The organism is Pseudarthrobacter sp., from assembly GCF_036675385.1.
Lineage (GTDB): Bacteria > Actinomycetota > Actinomycetes > Actinomycetales > Micrococcaceae > Arthrobacter.
This window is the reverse complement of the sequence record NZ_JAKFFD010000161.1, coordinates 1-20,839: the sequence shown is the minus strand read 5'-3', so window position 1 is coordinate 20,839 and position 20,839 is coordinate 1. Positions and strand designations below refer to the sequence as shown.

Sequence of the window (20,839 nt, the reverse complement as noted above, 5' to 3'; positions counted from 1 at the left end):
GTTAGACGTGTCCCATCGCATTTCGGTTGGCGTTGCGGATGTAGAAGAACCAGCAGACCGCCAGCATTACTACGTAGGCTCCGACAAAACCGTAGAAGGCCGGGGTGTAGGACCCGCTGGCCGTGTTGGAGGCGTTCAGCACCTGCGGGATAACGAAGCCGCCGTAGGCACCGATGGCCGAGATGAGGCCGAGGGCCGAGGACGCGAGCCGCTGGGTTTGGACCGTGCTGGCACCGGACATCGCTGCCCGGCTGGACGTGGCGAAGATGATGGGGATCATCCGGTAGGTTGCGCCGTTGCCGAAGCCGCTGGCGGTGAAGAGCATCAGGAAGAGGACCAGGAACAGCCAGAAGTTCTTCAGCGGCAGGGTCCAGATCATGGTCAGGGTGATGACGGCCATGGCGGCGAATGCTGCCACGGTCATCCGTGCCCCGCCCATACGGTCAGCCATGCGTCCGCCGTAGGGGCGGGCCAGTGAACCGACCAGCGGGCCGAGGAAGGCCAGCGAGAGTGCCACGGTGCCGACTCCGATGGAGGAGAACGCCGGGAAGTAGTCCTTGATGAGCTTGGGGAACACGCCTGCGAAGCCGATGAACGAACCGAAGGTGCCGATGTACAGCAGTGCCATGATCCACAGGTGCGGTTCCTTCAGTGCTGCGACCGAACCGGCCACATCACCCTTGGCGCTGGTGAGGTTGTCCATGTACTTCCAGGCACCGAAGGCGGCGATCAGGATGAAGGGGATCCACATCCAGCCGGCCATGGGCAGGTTGACGCTGCCGACGGCCACCAAGGTGATCACAATCGGGACGGCGAGCTGTGCAACGGCTGCACCCATGTTGCCGCCGGCGGCGTTCAGGCCCAGGGCCCAGCCCTTCTCGCGTGCCGGGTAGAAGAACGTGATGTTGGCCATGGAGCTGGCGAAGTTGCCGCCGCCGAAGCCTGCAAGCGCTGCCACGAACAGCATGACACCGAACGGGGTTTCCGGGTTGGAGACGCAGAGTCCCAGGCCGACGGAGGGAATCAGGAGGAGGAGCGCGGACACGATGGTCCAGTTCCTGCCGCCGAAGCGGGGAATCATAAAGGTGTAGGGGATGCGGAGCGTGGCGCCTACCAGGCTGGGCATCGAGATCAGCCAGAAGATTTCCGAGGTGGTGAATGTGAAGCCGGCTGCCGGGAGCTGGACCACCACGATGGACCAGAGCTGCCAGACCACAAAGCCGAGGAACTCGGCGAAGATGGACCAGTTCAGGTTGCGGCGGGCGATGGCCCGGCCGGCGGACTCCCACTGCTCTTTGTTCTCGGCGTTCCAGTTGGCGATCCAGCGGCCGGGACGGAATTCAAGGGCGGGGGCGTCGGTTGTGCCGGTGGAGGGCTGTGCGCTGGCGGATGAGGACACGCCTCCGTGCAGCGGGTCGGTGTCTATATCTACGGAATTGCCGGTGCCGGCATCTGCGCTGCGGTCAACAGTCACGGTGGACCTCCTCTTGGGGGATGTTGTTCTTCCACGGTAGAGAACGCGCGTTTCACGGACAGTCGCCGTTTGTTAACGCGCTGTGACATTTGCCTATCGGCAACCGACGGGCGACGTGAGGAGAGTTAAGGACCGAAGGATGAGACATGTGCCACTAGTCCATATGGTGGACCTTTTGTCCATTGACTGGACGGCTGGAACTAGTATCGAACTCTAACTACTGCGCGCCGGGTCTCACCAGGCCCGGCCGGTTCTCAGGAAAGTGTTCATATGTCATCTACGCAAACCACCGCGGAGCAAGGATCCCCCAAGGCGGTGAACTCACGCGGCCGCGTGATTGTGGCCAGCCTGATCGGCACCACCGTTGAGTTCTACGATTTCTACGTCTACGCCACCGCCGCCGTACTGGTCTTCCCGTCACTGTTCTTCCCCAACCAGAACGAGACCACCCAGCTGCTCAGCTCCTTCGCTGTCTTCGGGGTGGCCTTCGTGGCCCGCCCGCTGGGATCCATCGTCTTTGGCCACTTCGGCGACAAGTTCGGCCGCAAGGGCACCCTGGTGGCCTCGCTGCTGACCATGGGCATCGCCACGTTCCTGATCGGCTGCCTGCCCACGGCGCTTGTCCCGGGCTGGCAATTCTGGGCCCCGGCACTGCTGGTGGTCATGCGCTTCGCCCAGGGCCTGGCCCTTGGCGGCGAATGGAGCGGCGCGGCCCTGCTGGCCACCGAGAACGCTCCGGCCAACAAGCGCGCCATCTACGGCACGTTCCCGCAGCTGGGCGCGCCCATCGGCTTCATCATCGCCAACGTGATCTTCCTGGTGGCCAGTTACGCGCTGACGCCGGCCGACTTCCTGGCCTGGGGCTGGCGCGTGCCGTTCCTGCTCAGCGCGGTCATGGTGATCATCGGCCTGTACGTCCGCCTCAAGCTGATCGAAACGCCTGCCTTCACCAAGGTCCTCGAATCCAATGAGGTGGCCAAGCTGCCCCTGGCCCGGGTCTTCAAGACCAGCTGGCGTCCGCTCATCCTGGGCACGTTCATCATGCTCGCCACCTACGTGCTCTTCTACCTGATGACCACGTTCACGCTGACCTACGGCACCCGCGCGTCCACCCTGGATGCCGCCAAGGCTGCCGCCGAGAAGGCCGGCAAACCGATGTCCGAGGCCGCCGCGGCAGCGTTTGTTCCCGGCCTGGGCTTCACCCGCAACGACTTCCTCTGGATGCTGATTGCCGGCGTTGTCTTCTTCGGCATCTTCACCCTGGTTTCCGGACCGCTGGCGGAGAAGTACGGCCGCCGCAAGATGCTGCTGGCCGTCACGGGCGGCATCTTCGTCTTCGGCCTCCTGTTCGTCCCGCTGTTCAGCGGCGGCTTCGTGGGCACCATGGCCCTGCTGGTCATCGGCTTCTCCCTGATGGGCCTCACATTCGGCCCCATGGGTGCGCTGCTGCCGGAACTGTTCCCCACCAATGTGCGCTACACGGGATCCGCCGTCAGCTACAACGTGTCCAGCATCCTGGGTGCTGCCGTGGCTCCGTTCATCGCCGTCGCGCTCTGGGAGCTGGCCGACGGCAGCCCGGTCCTGGTGGGTGTCTACCTGACCGCGATGTCGGTGCTGACGCTGATTGCGCTGTTCGTGAGCAAGGAAACCCGCGACCTGGACTACGAGAACAACGTAGCCTGACGCCCCGCCGTCGGGCGTTCCAGCCCGGTTGCTGACAGAAATGCCCGGCGTGTTCCCCGTTATTGCGGGGAGCGCGCCGGGCATTTCTGTGTGCGGGGCAGGCGCACCTGCGCAAGACACAGAGGAACGAACGACGGCGGCGCTCGCCACCCGTCCGCAGGCTCAGTTGGCGTAGCGGTCCACGAAGTTGCGGAGGATCTTCATGGGCTCGGTGGCGGTGTACGTCCGCGCGTCCGCCATGAGTTCCTCGGCGGATTCCGGTGGGAAGTAGCCGGCGTGGCGGTAGATGTCGATCCGTGTGACCAGGCCCTCCGCGTCCAGTTCCGGGTGGAACTGTGTGGCGTACAGGTTCTGTTTGATGCGGAACATGTGGACGGGGCAGGCCTGGGAGGATGCCAGCAGCACCGCGTGGGAGGGCAATCTGGTGCAAGCCTCCTTATGCCCGGTGAAGGCGGTGAAACGCCGTGGCATCCCGTGCAGGAGCGGATCCGCGAGCCCGGCCTCCGTCAGCTCGATTTCCACCCCGCCCAGCTGTTCGCCGAAGGTCCTGTCGATCACGGCGCCCTGGTGCCTGCCCAGAGTCCCCACCCCGTAGCACGCGCCCAGGAACGGAAAGTCCTGGGCCACGATCCGGTCCAGCAGCCCGGCCAGTTCCCGCTCCACCCGGTGCTGGGTTTCGCTCTTGTGGTCTGCCGGATCGCTGGACGTGAAGGGACTGCCGCCCACAATCACCGCTGAGTAATCGTTCAGGTCCAGTTGCGGCAGGGGAGCGGCCTCAAGCCGGACACGCCTCAGCTGCGAAGGGGTCAGCCCGCCATACGTCAGGTACGCCTCATACTCTTCCTCGGCGGCGGCGTCTTCAGCTCGGGAGGCAAGGAGGAGGAAAGGCTTCACACGCTAAGTGTGCCTTCCGCCCCAGCTCAACGCCAGAGGACGCAGCGCCAGCCTGCGGTTGGCGCCGGAGCATAGCCCCGGCGCCGAAGGCACGACTGCTGTCAGTGGTTGGCAGGCTGCGCGAAGGATCGCCGGGACTGCGGCTGCGCGGCCGGGTCTGCGTGGCGGTGGACCAGCTTCCAGTAGCCTTCTTCGCGCCGGAAGATGCTGGTCACGCGGAGCGCGAATTCCTCTGGCGCTGCGGCGCTCTCCAGCCGGGCACGGAAGTGTTCCGTTTCCACCAGGTAGGCCGTGTCGCGTGCGGTGTAGGACGTGATGGTGTCGAACCCCAGCATCTCGCCGTCCTGGAACTGCCGGGACGCCTGGTCCAGCCGGGCCTCCACCTGGGCCCAGCCACGTGCGATGCCGCCGAACGGGTTGGCCAGCGTGACGTCGTCGAGCCTGGAATACAGGTCCTTGACGGCACCGGGATTCCCGCGGGTGATTTCCGGAACCGCCAGGTGGTAGCGGTCTACTTCTTCTTCAAAACTGGGTGCGAGCATGGGGTGCCTCCGGCAGGGTCTAGTCTTCGATCGTGGCGATGACGGCGCCGGCCGAAACCGTCGCACCGGCCACTGCGCTGAGTCCGATGATGATGCCGGAACGGTGCGCGGTCAGGGGCTGTTCCATCTTCATCGCTTCGAGAACCACCACCAGGTCACCCTCGGACACAACGTCGCCGTTGGCCACGGCAACCTTGACGATGGTGCCCTGCATTGGGGAGGTCAGCGCGTCGCCCCCGGCGGCCGCAGCCGCTCCGCCTGAACGGAGGCGTTTCTTGGACTTGTTGGACTTCGCGCCGGCGGCCGAACCCGCCCCGATCGAACCAAGGGAGGCCGGCAGGACAACCTCGAGGCGCTTGCCCCCCACTTCAACCACCACGCGCTGGCGTTCACCGGCGTCGCCACTGGCTTCAGCGGTTCCGTCCGGTGTCCAGGCGGGAATGTTGTTGACGAATTCGGTTTCAATCCAGCGGGTGTGGATGCTGAAAGGCCCTTCCGCGGGCGCAAAGGCGGGGTCCGAAACAACGGCGAGGTCGAACGGGATAACAGTGGGGATGCCCCCTACTACCATTTCCTCCAGGGCGCGCCGCGAACGCTGCAGGGCCTGGGCCCGGGTGGCGCCGGTGACGATCAGCTTGGAGAGCATCGAGTCGAAGTTGCCGCTGATGACATCGCCCTCCTCCACGCCGGAATCGATCCGGATGCCGGGGCCTGTGGGGTTCTTCAGGGTGGTGATGGTGCCGGGGGCGGGCATGAAGTTGCGGCCCGGGTCCTCGCCGGTGATGCGGAATTCGAAGGAGTGGCCACGGACCTCGGGGTCGCCGTAGCCGAGCTCCTCGCCGCGCGCCAGCCGGAACTGTTCGCGGACCAGGTCGATACCCGTGACCTCTTCGGAGACGCAGTGCTCCACCTGGAGGCGGGTGTTGACCTCGAGGAAGGAGATGGTGCCGTCCTGGCCCACCAGGAACTCGCAGGTTCCGGCGCCGAGGTAACCGGCTTCCTTCAGGATCGCCTTGGAGGATTCGTAGAGGCGGCGGTTCTGCTCTTCGGTGAGGAACGGGGCAGGTGCTTCTTCAACGAGCTTCTGGTTGCGGCGCTGCAGCGAGCAGTCACGCGTGGAGATGACAACGACGTTGCCGTGGGCGTCCGCGAGGCACTGCGTTTCGACGTGGCGCGGGGCGTCCAGGAAGCGTTCGATGAAGCACTCGCCGCGGCCGAAGGCTGCAGTGGCCTCACGGACGGCAGACTCGAAGAGCTCCGGGATTTCTTCGCGGGTGCGGGCCACCTTGATGCCGCGGCCGCCGCCGCCGAAGGCTGCCTTAATGGCCACTGGCAGGCCGAACTTGTCCACGAACTCGAGGATTTCCTCGGCGGACTGCACAGGATCGGCGGTGCCGGGGACCTGGGGTGCGCCCACTTTCTCCGCGATGTGGCGGGCCTGCACCTTGTCGCCGAGGGCCGAGATGGCCTCGGGGGACGGGCCGATCCAGGTGATGCCGGCCGCGATGACCTTGGCGGCAAACTCGGCGTTTTCGGCGAGGAAGCCGTAACCGGGATGGATGCCGTCGGCACCGGACTGGCGGGCCACGTCAATGATCTTGTCCATCACCAGGTAGGACTCCGCGGCGGTGTTGCCACCGAGGGAGTAGGCCTCGTCGGCCAGCCTGGCATGGAGCGCGTCGCGGTCCGGATCGGCATAGACAGCCACGGAGGCAATGCCCTCGTCGCGTGCCGCGCGGATGATGCGCACTGCGATTTCGCCTCGGTTTGCGATCAGCACCTTGGTGAGGTTCGACTGCACGGGACTAGCGGACTGCTCCAAATTTGCTGACAAGGCGTCTCCTTCTTTCCTTCAGGGAGCCTAGCGCGATTTTGTGGGTTCCGCCGATATTACTTGCGGTTTCCGCGTGTAAACGGGCGCGGCTTTGTAGGGAACCTACAATTGGTCGGAAAATCGCCGCAATTATTCGGCGGACCACAGGTCGGTGATGCGTACGTTGGCATACCCGAGGAGACCGCGCAGCGTGGAGACTGACAGCCCGACGACGGCGTGCGGGTCCCCGTCCACCTTCCGGATGAACGCCCCGCCCAGGCCGTCGATCGTAAACGAGCCGGCGCAGTGCAGCGGTTCGCCCGTGGCGATGTACGCGTCGATCTCTTCCGGATCCATCTCCGTGAAGTGGACCTCGGCGGAGGCGACCGCCCCGAGCGTGGCGCCGGATCCCGGTGCCGTGCTGCCGCCGTCGGCCGCTGCGTCGGTGCCTATCCTGGCAGGCTCTTCATCGGCTGCCGTCGCGCGGCAGTCCACCAGCCAGTGCCCGGTGTGCAGGACACCGCTGTTGCCGCTCATCCGCAGCATCCGTTCGCGGGCGACGGCGGCCGTGTACGGTTTGCCGTGCGCCTCGCCGTCGAACTCGAAGACGGAGTCGCAGCCAATGACCAGCGCGCCCTCCGCTTCCGGCAACGCGGCTACCGCCTCGGCCTTGGCGCGGGCCAGCAGCAGCGCGGTATCGTGCGGATCCGTGACGCCGTAGCGCGCCTGGACCGCGTCCTCGTCCACGTCGGAGACCAGCACGGAGTGCCGGATACCGGCGTCGGCCAGGAGCTTGGTGCGGGCGGGGGACTGGGAGGCGAGGATGAGGCGGGTCACCGTTTAAGCCTAGTGGACGGGCTCGGTCAGCTTCTGCGGCTCGTTTTCGCGGCGTTCCAGCCGGGCGCCCTCCACGTCCACGTCCGGCAGGATCCGGTCCAGCCACTTGGGCAGCCACCAGGTCTTTTCGCCCAGCAGGTACATCACGGCCGGCACGATGGTCATGCGGACCACAAACGCGTCCAGCAGCACACCGAAGGCCATGGCGAAGCCCAGCGGCCGGACCATGGTCAGGTGGCTGAAGATGAAGCCGGCGAACACGCTGACCATAATGATCGCGGCGGCGGTCACCACGGCGCCGGCATGGCTGAAGCCGATGCGTACGGCCTTTTTGGCCGGGGCGCCATGCATGTAGGACTCACGCATGCCGGACGCGATGAATACCTGGTAGTCCATCGCCAGGCCGAACAGCACACCGATCAGGATGATCGGCAGGAAGCTCAGGACAGCGCCGGGATTGGCGACGTCGAACACGCCACCCAGCCAGCCCCACTGGTAGACGGCCACCACCAGGCCGAACGCGGCGGCCAGGGACAGCAGGAAACCGCCGGTTGCCAGGAGGGGAACCACAATGGAGCGGAATACCAGCAGCAGCAGGATGAGGGAAAGCCCGACGACGATCGCCAGGTACGGCGGCAGGGCGTCACCGAGTTTTGTGGAGACGTCGATGTTGCCAGCGGTCTGCCCGGTCAGCCCGATGGTGACGCCTGTTTCGGCCTGGATCCGGGAGCCGCGTTCGCGGAGTTCACTCACCACCTGCACCGTGCCGGCCTTGGCGGGCCCCTCTTCCGGGATGACCTGGAATACCGCGGTGCGGCGGTCTTCACTCAGTGCCACGGGCACTGTTGCCACCACGTTGTCCACGCCCCGGATCAGGTCCGCGACGTCATACTGCAGTTCCTGGGCCCGGGCTTCGTCAAGACCCGCCGGGAACTCGCCCACCACCACAATGGGGCCGGTGACGCCTTCGCCGAAGCTGCGGGCCGTGATGTCATAGGCCTGGAAGGCCTCGGAGTCCACCGGTTCGGAGCCGCCGTCGGGCAGTGCCAACTGGAGCTGCGCGGCGGGCAGGGCCAGCGTTCCCAGCAGGAGTACGCCGGCGACAAGCGCGACGACGGGGTGCCTGGTAACGAGTCCGCCCCAGCCCCGGGTGCTCTTTTCCTCATCCTTGGCCTGGTCGGCAACCTCGTGGCCGGCCTCGGCATTGTGGGCCTCGGCCTTGGCCCAGGCCCGCCGGGAAATGATGCGCCGGCCGATCAGGGACAGCAGGGCCGGGGTCAGGGTGAGCGCCACCATGACGGCCACCGCGACGGTGCCTGCCGCTGCCAGGCCCATCACGCTCAGGAACGGCAACCCGGGCACCACCAGGGCGGCCAGGGCAATGATGACCGTCAGGCCGGCAAAAAGCACGGCGTTGCCGGACGTTCCGGTGGCACGGGCCACGGATTCCTCGGGATCCATGCCCGCGAGCAACTGGGTCCGATGCCGGTTGACGATGAACAGGGAGTAGTCAATGCCCACGGCGAGGCCAAGCATCAGCGCGAGCATGGGGGAGATGGAGCTCATCTCGAAGGCGCCGGACAGGGCGAACGTGATGCCCACCCCGACGCCAACGCCGATGACGGCCATCAGCAGCGGCAGGCCTGCGGCGATGAGCGTGCCGAGCATCAGGATCAGGACCAGGGCCGCCACCCCGATGCCGATGATTTCGGCCGTGCCGAAGAGTTCTGAAATGTCTTCGGTGATTTCCTTGCTGGCCAGCGCCGTCACGCCTACGGACGAAGTCTCATGCGCGATGTCCTGCACCTGCTGGCGCACCGCCGGGGTGAGGGCGTTGATGGAGGTGTTGAACTGCACCTGGGCCACGGCAGCCTGGCCGTCCGCCGAGACGAAGCGGATCCCGCCGGATGCCTCCGCCTGCCGCTTGCCCAGATCGAGCTTGGCCTTGGCGGCCTCCCATTCCTGTGTGCCGGCGTCGAGCTGGGCCTGGCCCTGTGCCAGGGCGGCCTTCTGTGCTCCGAGCCGGGCCTCGATCATGGTCGGGGTGGCGCCGCCGGCGGCGAGCTGCTGCTCCGCGCCGTTCAGCTGCGCTGTCCCGGCGTCGAGCTCGGCACGTGAGGCATCCAGGCGGGCCTTGCCCGCGGCAAGCTGCTGCTCGCCGTCGGCGGTGGCCTGCCCGGCCTGGTCCAGCTGGGCCTGCGTGGCGAACGGATCCACCGTGGCCTTGACGTCAGGCAGGTCACCAAGCTTGGTCAGGGCAGCCGTGACGGCGGCGCGGCTGCCGTCAGTAAAGCCGCCTTCCGGGGCTTCAAAGACGATCGTGGCAGAGCCGCCCGACGCTGCCGGCAGTTCCTGCTTCAGCTTGTCCGCGATCCGCTGCGTCTCGGTGCCCGGAATCTGGAAGTTGTTGGACAGTGTGCCGTGGAAGGCCGCGGCGGAGCCGCCGACGGCCACGAGCGCCGCGAGCCAGAGCGAAATGACCAGCCAGCGGTGGCGGTAGGAAAACTTGCCGAGGCGGTAGAGCAGCAGGGCCATGTCAGAGCCGTTCTCTGTTGAGGTGGGTAGTGGCGGTTGTGGACGTCGCGGAGGGGCTGGCCGCCGTAACGGGGCCGCCGAAGCCGGAGCCGAGGTGGCCCATGGCGTCAATGAGCAGTTGCCGCAGGACAGCGAGTGATGCGGGGGAGAGATCGGCGCCGCACCGGGCGAACCACACGTCCATGGCCGCCTTCCCGCAGGAGATGACGGAGCCGGCGAGGGCGTGCAGGTACAGTTCGTCGACGACGGCGCCCGGGGTTCCGGCGAAGCGCTCCCGGGCCGCGGTGATGATCTCTTCGGTGCAGTGGTCCCACGCCTCAAGTTCGGACCGGGACAGGACCGCGTTGTCCTGAGTGAGGGTGAAGAGTTCAGCCAGCGGCGCCACCGTCATGGGGTCGGCCAGCTGCATCAGGGCCGCGCGCGCCGATTCGAGGATGGGCTCGTCGGCGGGCCGCTGCCGGAACTGCTGAAGGGCGATGTCCAGGAACCCGTGCGTCATGGAGGCCAGCGCGGCCTCGGTGCTGCTGAAGTAGTTGAAGAAAGTGCGCCGCGAGATCCCGGCAGATTCGGCGATGTCTTCCACCGTGAAATTCCCGGGCCCGTGGGCGCGCAGCAGGGCCAAAGCCGCATCGGTGATGGCCTGGCGGGTGGCGGCTTTGTTCAGCTCACGGCGCGAGAGAAGTTCGGGCATGAAATTACACTACGTGCAAGTTTGCACGCCGCGCAAGTTGATTCACAGGAAGATGAAAGGTTCCCGACAGCTGAGCCTGAACCTGCCGCCGAAGACTGGAAGTGTCCCGCCTGGGACATCTTCACCAGCCGTCACCGGACGGCAGATCCAGGAGACAAGAATGGTACGCACAAAGAGAATTGCCCTTGGCCTCACGGCCACCGCGCTGGCCCTTGGCGCCGGGATCGGCGTCGCCGGCATGGCGTCCGCAACCACGACGCCGACGCCCACCCCCAGCGCCAGCTCAAGCGCCTCAGCCGACGGGAGCACCGGCACTGCCCCAGCTGAAGGGAAGGGCATGCGGGGTGGCCATGGCCACGGCGGCTTCCGCGGCGTGGACGCCGCGGCACTGGCTACCAAGCTCGGGGTGGACGAGGCCAAGGTGACGGACGCGCTGAAGGCATTCCGTGACGCCAACAAGCCAACCACCCCGCCGGCTGAAGGAACCAGGCCGGACCCCGCCGCGAAGCAGGCCGAACTCGCGAAGTCCCTCGCGGCGACGCTCGGCATCGACGAGGCCAAGGTCACGGCTGCGCTTGAAGAGCTGCGCACCGCCGAACAGGCAGATCGCGCCGCGGCACTGAAGACGCGCCTGGACCAGGCCGTCACCGACGGCAAGCTGACCCAGGCCGAGGCCGACGCCGTGACCAAGGCGGTCCAGAATGGAGTCATCGGAGGTGGCGGCCGCTAACAAGAGGCCGGGCTGAGCGAATCCCGGCACAGAAAAGGAGAAGTCCCCGGGAGCACTTCCCGGGGACTTCTCCTGTTTGCTGTTCGAGCTGTGGGTCAGGCCTTTGCGTCGGCCAGTTCGCGTCCGGCTTCCGGAGAGTCAGTACCTCCTGCGATGGCGGAAGGATCCGCGGCGGAGGAGTCGGCGTCGTCCACAAACGGAGTGCCGTTGCGGGGTGCGTTGTAGAGCGCCTCGTCGAGCATGCCCTGCCGTTTGGCCACGATGGTGGGGACCAGTGCCTGGCCCGCGACGTTGACCGCGGTGCGGCCCATGTCCAGGATGGGATCGATCGCCAGCAGGAGTCCGACGCCGGCCAGGGGCAGCCCCAGCGTGGAGAGAGTCAGGGTGAGCATTACGACTGCGCCGGTGGTGCCGGCCGTTGCGGCGGAACCGAGGACCGAGACGAGGGCGATGAGCAGGTAGTGGCTGGCTTCCAGCTGGACGCCGAAGAACTGGGCCACAAAGATGGCGGAGATCGCGGGGTAGATCGCCGCGCAGCCGTCCATTTTCGTGGTGGCGCCCAGCGGTACGGCGAAGGAAGCGTAGGCGCGGGGAACGCCCAGGCTGCGCTCGGTGACGCGCTGGGTCAGCGGCAGGGTTCCGATCGAGGAGCGGGACACAAACGCGAGCTGCACGGCGGGCCATACGCCGGAGAAGTACTGCTTCACGGACAGGCCGTGCGAGCGGATCAGCGTCGGGTAAACCACAAACAGCACCAGGGCCAGGCCCACGTAGATGGCGAAGGTGAACTTGCCGAGCGCGCCGATGGTGTCCCAGCCGTACACGGCCGCGGCGTTGCCGATCAGGCCCACGGTGCCGAGCGGGGCGATGCGGATGATCCACCAGAGGACCTTCTGGATGACGGCCAGCGCCGAAGCGTTGAGGTTCAGGAACGGCTCGGCAGCCTTGCCGACCTTGAGGGCGGCGACGCCGACGGCGATGGCAATCACCAGGATCTGGAGCACGTTGAAGCTGATGGAGGTGCTGACTGTGGTGGCCGCGGTGGCGCTTTCAGTCACGGTGGAGCTGGCACCGAGGCCGAGGAAGTTCTTGGGGAACAGCCCGATCAGGAAGGACCACCAGTCACCGGACTTGCCGGCGTACTTGGCCTCCTGTGTGATGCCGGTGTTGGCGCCGGGCTGCAGGAGCACGCCGAGGCCGATGCCGATCACGACGGCGATCAGGGACGTGATGGCGAACCACAACAGGGTGTTCCAGGCCAGCTTGGCGGCGTTGGAGACTTGGCGCAGGTTCGAGATCGAGCTCACCACGGCGGTGAAGATCAGCGGAACCACCGCGGTCTGCAGCAGTGAAACGTAGCTGGAGCCGATGGTCTGCAACGTGGCGCCGAGGCCGTTGGGGGCCTCCTTGGTGCTGCCCGTGTACTTGGCCAGCAGGCCGAGGCCCAGGCCCACAATGAGGGCGGCGATGATCTGGAAACCGAACGAGCCGGCCCACTTGGGCAGCTGGAAGCCGGTTTTTCCTGCGGATTCGGGGGTGCGGGTTTGAGTGCTCACCAGAACACGCTAGGCCCGGGTTTCTTAGCACGGCGAACAGATGTTGAGAAATGTTACGCCGCCCCCGAGTCCTGGCGGCGCACAATCCCCGCAAATCCGGCGCCAATCAAGGCAATTGTGAAGTTATTCCCACCCCTGATGTGGCAAACGTCTCGCGCGGAGGGGATTTCGACAGGCCACGAGAGACCTACGAGAGCAGCGCCCGGCGGAGGGTATCGAGGCCTACGGAGCCGATGTTCAGCGCTCGTGTGTGGAAGGCCTTGAGGTCGAAGCCGGGCCGGGTTTCGAGGTCGGCCCGGATCTGTTCCCAGAGGCGCTGTCCCACTTTGTAGGACGGGGCCTGGCCGGGCCAGCCGAGGTAGCGGGTGAATTCGAATTTGAGCTGGCCTTCGCTGATGGGCAGGTTCTCCTTGAGGAAGTCGTAGCCCGCCTCCGGGGTCCATGTTCCGCTGCCCCAGCGTTCGGGGATCTCCAGTTCCAGGTGGACGCCGATGTCGAACACCACGCGGGCCGCCCGCATCCGCTGCATGTCCAGCATGCCCATGTGGTCGCCGGGATCGGCCAGGTAGCCGAGTTCCTGCATAAGCTTTTCGGCGTATAGGGCCCAGCCCTCGCCGTGGCCGGAGGTCCAGCAGATGTTCCGCCGCCACTTGTTCAGGAGTTCCCGCCGGTAGGTGGCGGTGGCCACCTGCAGGTGGTGGCCGGGGACGCCTTCATGGAAGACCGTGGTGGTTTCGGCCCAGGTGGTGAAGGTGTCTTCGCCGGCGGGAACCGACCACCACATCCGGCCGGGTCGGCTGAAGTCATCCGAGGGGCCTGTGTAGTAGATGCCGCCCTCGTCGGTCGGGGCGATGAGGCATTCGAGCTTCTTCATCACGTCCGGGATGTCGAAGTGCACGCCGGCAAGCTCGGCAACGGCCTTGTCCGAGAGTTCCTGCATCCACGCCTTGAGGGCCTCCGTGCCCTTGAGCTGGCGGGCGGGGTCGTTGTTGAGGACGTCCTTGGCTTCCTCGACGCTGGCCCCGGGCTTGATGGCGGACGCGACTTTTTCCTGCTCGGCGATGAGCCGGTCCAGTTCCTGGACTCCCCATGCGTAGGTCTCTTCGAGGTCGACGGCGGCGCCCAGGAAGGAGCGCGAGGCCAGTGCGTAGCGTTCCCGGCCGACGGCGTCCTGCTGCGGGGCGGCAGGCAGCAGTTCCGTGCGGAGGAACTCCCCGAGCTCCCGGTAGGCACCCCGGGCGGCGGCAGCACCGGCGTCGAGCTTTCCCTGCGTTTCGCCCGGCAGGGGACCGTCCGCAGTCCGGGCCCCGGCGGCGAGCTTGGCGAAGAAGCCGTCTTCGGCGGCGTATTTGGCGGTCTGCTCGATGACGATTGAGACCTGGCGTTCGGCCGCGACCTTGCCCGCGTCCCGGGCCTGGCGCAGTGATTCGGTGTAGCCGCGGAGGGCGCCCCCGACGTTCAGCGCGCGGCCGGCAATGTGTTCCCAGTGCTCAGCGGTGTCTGTGGGCATCAGGTCGAAAATGGCCCGGATGTCCTGTGCGGGGGAGGCGATGTTGTTCAGCTCCGCCACGTCCCAGCCGGACTCGTGGATTTCCAGCTGGAGGCCCAGCCGTTCCCGCATCGCGTCGAGGGTGACGGCGTCAACGTCGTCCTGCGGCGTCAGGCCGTCCAGCGCAGCAAGGGTCTTTCGGGCTTCCGCTGCAAAGCCGGCGATGCCGGCGGGGGAGTAATCCGGGTACTCGGTCTCGTGCCCCGGCAGCCCCAGCGTGGTGGCAAGCGCCGGGTTCAGGCGGATAAGCGTGTCGGTATAGTCATCCGCCACGGCATCGATGGCGGAGTGCGGACGGGCGGCGGGGGCGGCTTCGGTAGTCACCCCACGAGCCTAACCCCGGCTCCGCCTCCAGGCGCCGGGACCCGGCGTCGGGGCGAGCCGCAGCTGCTGGCGGCGCACCCAGTCGCGGGCGGTGGGCTTTCCGTCGGCCACGGCGTCCACGCTGCCCAGGGAAAGCACGACGGCGGTCAGCGCCGCGAGTTCCTCGGCCGACGGTTGCCCTTTGACCACGGAAAACACGGGGACATCGGCGGGCGCATTGGTTTCGGCAGGCTCAACCAGCGGGGCTCCGACCAGCGGATCTTTCGCGATCACAGCGGGATGTTCCCGTGCTTCTTGGTGGGCAGGCTCGCCCGCTTGTCGCGGAGGGCGCGGAGGCCCCTGATGATCTGGCCGCGGGTATCGGACGGTGCGATGACCGCGTCCACGTAGCCCAGCTGGGCGGCCTGGTAGGGGTTCAGCAACTCTTCTTCGTACTGGCGGATGACCTCGGCGCGCCGGGCCTCAACGTCCCCGCCGGCCTCGGCAACGGCGGCCAGGTCGCGGCGGTACAGGATGTTGACGGCGCCCTGGGCACCCATCACGCCGATCTGCGCCGTGGGCCACGCCAGGTTCAGGTCCGCGCCGAGCTTCTTGGAGCCCATCACGATGTACGCGCCGCCGTAAGCCTTGCGGGTGATGACCGTCAGCTTGGGGACGGTGGCTTCGGCGTAGGCGTACAGCAGCTTGGCGCCGCGGCGGATGATGCCCTGGAACTCCTGGTCCTTGCCGGGCAGGAAGCCGGGCACATCCACCAGGGTGATGATGGGGACGTTGAACGCATCGCAGTTCCGGACGAAGCGGGCGGCCTTCTCAGAGGCCGCAATGTCCAGCGTGCCGGCGAACTGCAGCGGCTGGTTGGCCACGATCCCCACAGTGTGTCCCTCAACCCGGCCGTAGCCGATGATGACGTTGGGGGCGTAGAGGGACTGCATCTCCAGGAAATGTGCGTCGTCAACGATCTGCTCGATGACTGTGCGCATGTCGTACGGCTGGTTGGCAGAGTCGGGGACGAGCGTGTCCAGGGCGAGGTCGTCGTCGTTGATCTCGAGCTCCTGCTGGTGCTCCAGCACCGGGGTCTCGGCGAGGTTGTTGGACGGCAGGAAGTCCAGCAGTTCGCGGACGAACTCGATGGCGTCGGCTTCGTCGGAGGCGAGGTACGTGGACGTGCCCGTGTTGGCATTGTGCTGGCGCGCGCCGCCGAGGGTTTCCATGTCCACGTCTTCGCCCGTGACGGTCTTGATGACGTCCGGTCCCGTGATGAACATGTGCGAGGTCTTGTCCACCATCACCACGTAGTCCGTGAGGGCGGGGGAGTAGGCCGCACCGCCGGCGGACGGTCCCATGATGAGCGAGATCTGCGGGACGACGCCGGAAGCGTGGACGTTATTGCGGAAGATGTCGGCAAACATGGCCAGGGAGGCCACACCTTCCTGGATGCGGGCACCGCCGCCGTCGAGGATGCCCACTACGGGGCAGCCGTTGCGCAGGGCGAATTCCTGGACCTTGACGATCTTCTCGCCGTTGACCTGGCTCAGCGATCCGCCGTAGACCGAGAAATCCTGGCTGTAGACGGCAACGGGACGCCCGTCCACGGTGCCGTAGCCCGAGACCAGCCCGTCGCCGAGCGGCTTCTTCTTTTCCATGCCGAAGGCGGTGGAGCGGTGCACCGCCAGCGCGTCAAGCTCCACAAACGAACCTTCGTCCAGCAGCAGGTCCACGCGCTCGCGGGCGGTGTTCTTGCCGCGGGCGTGCTGCTTCTCGATGGCTTCGGGGCCGGAGGGTTGTTCTGCACGGGCCTGGCGGTCGCGGAAATCGGCGATCTTTCCCGCTGTCGTTGTCAGATCGTGGCTCATCAAGTGTCTCCGGCTCTGTAGCAGATTGGTGCTGTAACAATGTGGTGCTGCGTGCGGTGGTATCTGGCAGGTCAGGTGCGGGATTTAAGTAGATTCCACACAAAAGACGAACCCTGCTGGCTAGTCTAATGACGCATCTGCGTGGGACGACTGTAGAAAACCTACAATTTTCCGCACTTTCCAGCGGTCAGCCCTATGTTACTCGCCAGTAACATACCTCGGCTACAGTGGAGCCATGACTTCCAGCAACGACGCACGGTCCATTGCCGCAGGGCCCTACCAGGCCACCGGGTCCCTTCGGGGACGCACCATTCTGATGTCAGGCGGCAGCCGCGGCATCGGGCTGGCCATTGCCACCCGGGCGGCACAGGACGGTGCCAATATTGTCCTGATGGCCAAGACCGGCCAGCCCCACGCCAAGCTGGCAGGCACCGTCTTCAGCGCCGCCGAGCAGGTGGAGGCCGCCGGGGGCCACGCCCTGGCAATCGTCGGTGATGTGCGCAGCGACGAAGACGTCGCAGGAGCCGTGGCGGCCGCCGTCGAACGCTTCGGCGGGATCGACATCGTGCTCAACAATGCATCCGCGATCGATCTCTCCACCACCGACGAGGTGGACATGAAACGCTACGACCTGATGCAGGACATCAATGTCCGCGGCACGTTCCTGCTGTCCAAGCTGTCACTGCCCGCCCTGCGCAAATCGGCCCACGCACACATCCTGACGCTGTCGCCGCCCCTGAACCTTGACCCCCACTGGGCAGGCAGGCACCTGGCGTACACCATGGCCAAATACGGGATGAGCCTCACCACGCTGGGCCTTGCCGAAGAACTCAAGGCCGACGGAATCAACGTCAACTCGCTCTGGCCGTGCACCCTCATCGATACCGCAGCCATCCGGAACATGCCCGGTGGCCAGGAGATCGTCCAGGCCGCGCGCGGACCACAGATCATGGCCGACGCAGCCCACGCCGTCCTGACCGGCAGCAACCTGGCCGGCGCCGGTGCATCCAGCGGCAACTTCTACACGGACGAACAGGTGCTCCGCGCGGCGGGTGTCACCGACTTCCGTCCGTACAGCCTCGGGGCCGCGGAGGATCGCCTGGTTCCGGACATATTCCTCTGAGCCGCGGGTTCCAGCCATGTGGCTGTGGGAACAGCCAGCGGCGGCGCCTGAGTCGATAGGATTCAACCATGGATGACTCACACACCCCAGGAAATCCGTTGGATCGTGGAGCCTTGGCGGACCAGGATTTCCTGGCGGCCACAGGCATCGCCAAGGTGGTGGTGGTGGACTCCACCGGTTCCACCAACGCGGACCTCCTGCGCTCGGTGACGGTTGAGCCAAAGGAGTGGCCGGACCTGTCGGTGCTGACGGCCGAGTACCAGACCGCTGCCCGCGGACGCCTGGACCGGCGGTGGGAAGCGCCGCCGCTGAGCTCCGTGTCGGTGTCCCTGGTCCTGCGGCCCGCCAATGCCGAGGGCAGGCCCCTGCCCACGCACACGTATTCGTGGCTGTCACTGCTGGGCGCGCTGGCGCTGCGGCAGACGCTTCTTGAGACCGCGGGCCTTCCGGCCGAGCTCAAGTGGCCCAATGACGTCCTGGTCCGTGGCCGCAAGATCGCCGGGATCCTGGCCCAGCTGGGGCCCATGGGGGACGGCTCTGTTCCTCCGGTCATTTTGGGGACCGGCCTGAACGTGACTTTGACCGCGTCGGAACTCCCTGTGCCCACAGCGACGTCGGTTGCCCTGGAAGAACCGCTGACTGTCGATCGGACCGTGCTGCTCAAGAGCTACCTCGCCCATTTCGCCGTGCTCTACCGCAGCTTCTGCAATGCCGACGGCGACCCCGCCGCCGGGATTGCCGGCGGCCCTTCGCTCCACAAACGGGTGGAGTCCGCCATGGCGACGCTGGGCAAGCAAGTGCGCGCGCAGCTGCCCGGTGACCACGAGATCATCGGGCACGCTTCGAGGCTGGACGAGTACGGCTCACTGCTGGTGGTGGACAAGGACCGCCGCGAGCATGTGGTCACCGCCGGCGATGTTGTCCACCTGCGCCCGTGGACCCCGCCAGGCCAGGGCGCTGAAAGCGGCTATGCGTAAAGGCCTCGTGCCGGGCGAGCAGGTTATTACGATGACCCGCCCGCAGCCGAGGAACCTGGCCGGCCCGGCCGCAGCCTTCATTGCCGCACCGGCCGCTGCAGCTTTTGCCAGTGCCTGGACCGTGCGGGGCGAGGCTACCCGGCTGGTGCCGGTGGCTTCCGCCGACTGGACACCCTGGATCGTCCTGGCATGCGTCTTGGCCGCTGCGTGGATATGGTTGGCATATTGCCTGCCTCGGCTGCTGCGGTGGCAGGCAACCCGGTACATCCTCACCAGCCGGCGGATTATTGCCCGCTACGGCATGATGCGGCGCCGGGACGAGCAGGTCAACCTCGCGTCGATCCGCAACGTGACGGTCCACCAGTCGGTGCTGCAGCGCATATTGCGCTCCGGGAATATATCCTTGGAAACCGGGTACCAGGGTGTGGTGAACATCCAGGACGTCCCGGAAGCAGTGCGGTTCCGGGACTTTGTGCTGGATGCGATTGACGAACTGCCTGCGGGCGGGGACCCGGGGACTGATGAGATATCGGATTACACAGACGAAGCGTTGCCGTGGGAGTTGAGAGAAGGTGGAGACGATGAACGATGAGGACCAGCGGAACGAAGCGGACCTGCCGGCTCCCGCCGTGCCCGAAACCGCCCACCCGGCAACCGGCACACTCTCTCCGGAACGGGTGGCTGCCAAGGCTCTCGAGGCCCGGCTGCTGGGCGGCGAACGGAAGCTGCGGCGCCGTGAGGTGGCCGCCGGTGCAGGGCTGTCCCTCCTTTCTGCCCGGAAGCTGTGGCGTGCCCTCGGCTTCCCGAACTTCGGCGACGAAGACGTCGCCTTCACCGAACGGGACCAGGCTGCGCTGTCCACCGTGGTTGACCTGGTCCGCACCGGGGTGCTGACCGAAGAAGCCGCCATCTCCGTGACCCGGTCCATCGGACAGATGACGGACCGCATGGTGGTCTGGCAGATCGAGGCCCTGGTGGAGGACATGGTCCACGAGCAGGGCGTCACGGACGCTGTGGCCCGCAAGCGGCTGGTGAAGGAACTGCCCTCCCTGCTGGACGCCCTGGAGGAGATGCTGGTCTATTCGTGGCGGCGGCAGCTCAATGCCGGCGTGCAACGCCTGGCCGTACGCGCCGAGGCCGGCCTGCAGGCCAGCGAAGAAGGCCGCGACGGCGATGAGGACGATGCCCCCCTGCCGCTGGCCCGCGCTGTTGGTTTTGCTGACCTGGTTTCCTATACCAGCCTCTCCCGCCGGATGAATGAAAAGACCCTCGCCCGGCTGGTCCAGCGCTTTGAGAACAAATGCGCCGAGATCATTTCCGTTGGCGGCGGGCGGCTGGTCAAGACAGTAGGCGACGAAGTCCTGTACATCGCTGAAACGCCGGCTGCCGGAGCCGAGATCTCGCTGGCCCTGGCACAGGCGTTCACCGAAGACGAGATCCTGCCGGAAGCACGGGTGGCCATGGTCTGGGGCAGGATACTGTCCCGGCTGGGGGACATCTACGGCCCCACGGTCAACCTCGCCGCCCGGCTCACCACGTTGGCGGATCCGGGAACGGTCCTGATCGACTCCATGACCGCGTCCGCACTGGACCAGGACAAGCGCTTCATTCTCGTTCCGCAGCCTGCTGAAAATGTCCGCGGGTTCGGCGAAATCCATCCCGTGCTCCTGGCACGCGGACAAGGAAAAGGCCTGGTCCTCGACTAGTGCGCTAGACCCCCGCATATTTATCCACTTGATGGTGAATTCCGCTATAGTCGGTTGTGCCCGGCTGCAGCGGACCGTACATCGGCCCGGCCGGAGTCCTATCTGGGGAGATACCGGTCATGAAACTTCGCCGAACGGCGCGCGCCACAAATCCGCGTGCCACAAATCCGCGCGCAGGAAACGGCGCGGACCGGACCTCGCGCCGCGGCATTCTCCACTCCCGCGGCGTTGCTGGCACGGCTCTTGCCGCTGCCACGGCCGTCCTGGTGACCGGTGCGATCATCTATCCGGGGTTTAAGACCACTGAGGTGGAGTTGAACGACGGCGGCGTGTGGGTGGTTTCCAAGTCCAAGAATGCGGTGGGGCGGCTGAATTATCCGTCGCGGGTTTTGGATGGTGCGGTGACACCGGCGAGTACCACTTTCGATATTCTCCAGAGCGCTGGGGATGTGTTTGTGGATGATGAGACGGGTTCGACGTTGAACCAGGTTTCTCCTGCGAATATGCGTCTGGGCGGGGACAAGCAGTTGCCGGGTTCGGCGGAAGTGAGCT

18 protein-coding genes are annotated in these 20,839 nt (G+C 66.2%); 7 read left to right on the top strand and 11 right to left on the bottom strand.

The features are described from left to right. Position 1: 1 nt before the first annotated feature. Complete coding sequence (locus tag V6M49_RS13175) at positions 2–1,474, bottom strand: MFS transporter (RefSeq protein WP_141139909.1); 1,473 nt, start codon at positions 1,472–1,474, stop codon at positions 2–4. A gap of 270 nt (positions 1,475–1,744) precedes the next feature. Here V6M49_RS13175 and V6M49_RS13170 point away from each other — a divergent pair, with 270 nt between their 5' ends. Continuing rightward, positions 1,745–3,157: an MFS transporter gene (locus tag V6M49_RS13170; protein WP_141139910.1), complete on the top strand. Its 1,413-nt coding sequence runs from the start codon at positions 1,745–1,747 to the stop codon at positions 3,155–3,157. Between the two features lie 162 nt (positions 3,158–3,319). Here V6M49_RS13170 and V6M49_RS13165 read toward each other — a convergent pair whose 3' ends face one another. From V6M49_RS13165 to V6M49_RS13140, 6 genes are all read right to left on the bottom strand, one after another. Beyond that, positions 3,320–4,051: a glutamine amidotransferase gene (locus V6M49_RS13165; protein ID WP_141139911.1), complete on the bottom strand. Its 732-nt coding sequence runs from the start codon at positions 4,049–4,051 to the stop codon at positions 3,320–3,322. 101 nt (positions 4,052–4,152) lie between these two features. Then, a complete protein-coding gene (locus V6M49_RS13160) occupies positions 4,153–4,593 on the bottom strand; it encodes a YybH family protein (RefSeq protein ID WP_141139912.1) in 441 nt (146 codons plus the stop codon). 19 nt (positions 4,594–4,612) lie between these two features. Continuing rightward, positions 4,613–6,427: an acetyl/propionyl/methylcrotonyl-CoA carboxylase subunit alpha gene (locus V6M49_RS13155; protein ID WP_141139913.1), complete on the bottom strand. Its 1,815-nt coding sequence runs from the start codon at positions 6,425–6,427 to the stop codon at positions 4,613–4,615. Between the two features lie 129 nt (positions 6,428–6,556). Next, positions 6,557–7,243 (bottom strand): Maf family protein, encoded by a 687-nt coding sequence (locus tag V6M49_RS13150; protein WP_141139914.1) that lies wholly within the window; start codon positions 7,241–7,243, stop codon positions 6,557–6,559. Positions 7,244–7,252: 9 nt separating this feature from the next. Further along, positions 7,253–9,778, bottom strand: coding sequence for an MMPL family transporter (locus V6M49_RS13145; RefSeq protein WP_332761367.1), 2,526 nt, complete (start codon positions 9,776–9,778; stop codon positions 7,253–7,255). A gap of 1 nt (position 9,779) precedes the next feature. Then, on the bottom strand, positions 9,780–10,469 hold the full coding sequence (locus V6M49_RS13140; RefSeq protein WP_332761366.1) for a TetR/AcrR family transcriptional regulator: 690 nt from the start codon (positions 10,467–10,469) through the stop codon (positions 9,780–9,782). A gap of 160 nt (positions 10,470–10,629) precedes the next feature. Between V6M49_RS13140 and V6M49_RS13135 the strand changes: the two genes are divergently transcribed. Further along, a complete protein-coding gene (locus V6M49_RS13135) occupies positions 10,630–11,199 on the top strand; it encodes a hypothetical protein (RefSeq protein WP_141139917.1) in 570 nt (189 codons plus the stop codon). A 95-nt stretch (positions 11,200–11,294) separates the two neighbouring features. On the opposite strand, the gene V6M49_RS13130 is transcribed toward V6M49_RS13135, so the two are convergent. The 4 genes from V6M49_RS13130 to V6M49_RS13115 all read right to left on the bottom strand — a co-directional run bounded on the left by V6M49_RS13130 (position 11,295) and on the right by V6M49_RS13115 (position 16,481). Beyond that, positions 11,295–12,755, bottom strand: coding sequence for a dicarboxylate/amino acid:cation symporter (locus tag V6M49_RS13130; protein ID WP_332761365.1), 1,461 nt, complete (start codon positions 12,753–12,755; stop codon positions 11,295–11,297). Between the two features lie 187 nt (positions 12,756–12,942). Then, complete coding sequence (locus V6M49_RS13125) at positions 12,943–14,628, bottom strand: DUF885 domain-containing protein (RefSeq protein ID WP_332761364.1); 1,686 nt, start codon at positions 14,626–14,628, stop codon at positions 12,943–12,945. Between the two features lie 9 nt (positions 14,629–14,637). Next, the gene (locus V6M49_RS13120) at positions 14,638–14,898 is read right to left on the bottom strand and encodes an acyl-CoA carboxylase subunit epsilon (RefSeq protein ID WP_442959732.1); all 261 of its coding nucleotides are present in this window, start codon (positions 14,896–14,898) and stop codon (positions 14,638–14,640) included. Beyond that, positions 14,898–16,481 (bottom strand): acyl-CoA carboxylase subunit beta, encoded by a 1,584-nt coding sequence (locus V6M49_RS13115; protein ID WP_332761363.1) that lies wholly within the window; start codon positions 16,479–16,481, stop codon positions 14,898–14,900. The genes V6M49_RS13120 and V6M49_RS13115 overlap by 1 nt, the downstream gene beginning before the upstream one ends. A 235-nt stretch (positions 16,482–16,716) precedes the next feature. Here V6M49_RS13115 and V6M49_RS13110 point away from each other — a divergent pair, with 235 nt between their 5' ends. The 5 genes from V6M49_RS13110 to V6M49_RS13090 form a co-directional block, all read left to right on the top strand. Then, a complete protein-coding gene (locus V6M49_RS13110; protein ID WP_332761362.1) occupies positions 16,717–17,604 on the top strand; it encodes an SDR family oxidoreductase in 888 nt (295 codons plus the stop codon). Positions 17,605–17,672: 68 nt separating this feature from the next. Beyond that, positions 17,673–18,581, top strand: a complete 909-nt coding sequence (locus V6M49_RS13105; RefSeq protein ID WP_141139922.1) for a biotin--[acetyl-CoA-carboxylase] ligase — start codon at positions 17,673–17,675, stop codon at positions 18,579–18,581. After that, positions 18,574–19,173, top strand: coding sequence for a PH domain-containing protein (locus V6M49_RS13100; RefSeq protein ID WP_332761361.1), 600 nt, complete (start codon positions 18,574–18,576; stop codon positions 19,171–19,173). The genes V6M49_RS13105 and V6M49_RS13100 overlap by 8 nt, the downstream gene beginning before the upstream one ends. Continuing rightward, complete coding sequence (locus tag V6M49_RS13095; protein ID WP_332761360.1) at positions 19,163–20,287, top strand: adenylate/guanylate cyclase domain-containing protein; 1,125 nt, start codon at positions 19,163–19,165, stop codon at positions 20,285–20,287. The genes V6M49_RS13100 and V6M49_RS13095 overlap by 11 nt, the downstream gene beginning before the upstream one ends. 119 nt (positions 20,288–20,406) lie before the next feature. Next, on the top strand, positions 20,407–20,839 hold a 433-nt coding region (locus V6M49_RS13090; RefSeq protein ID WP_332761359.1), incomplete at its 3' end, for a hypothetical protein.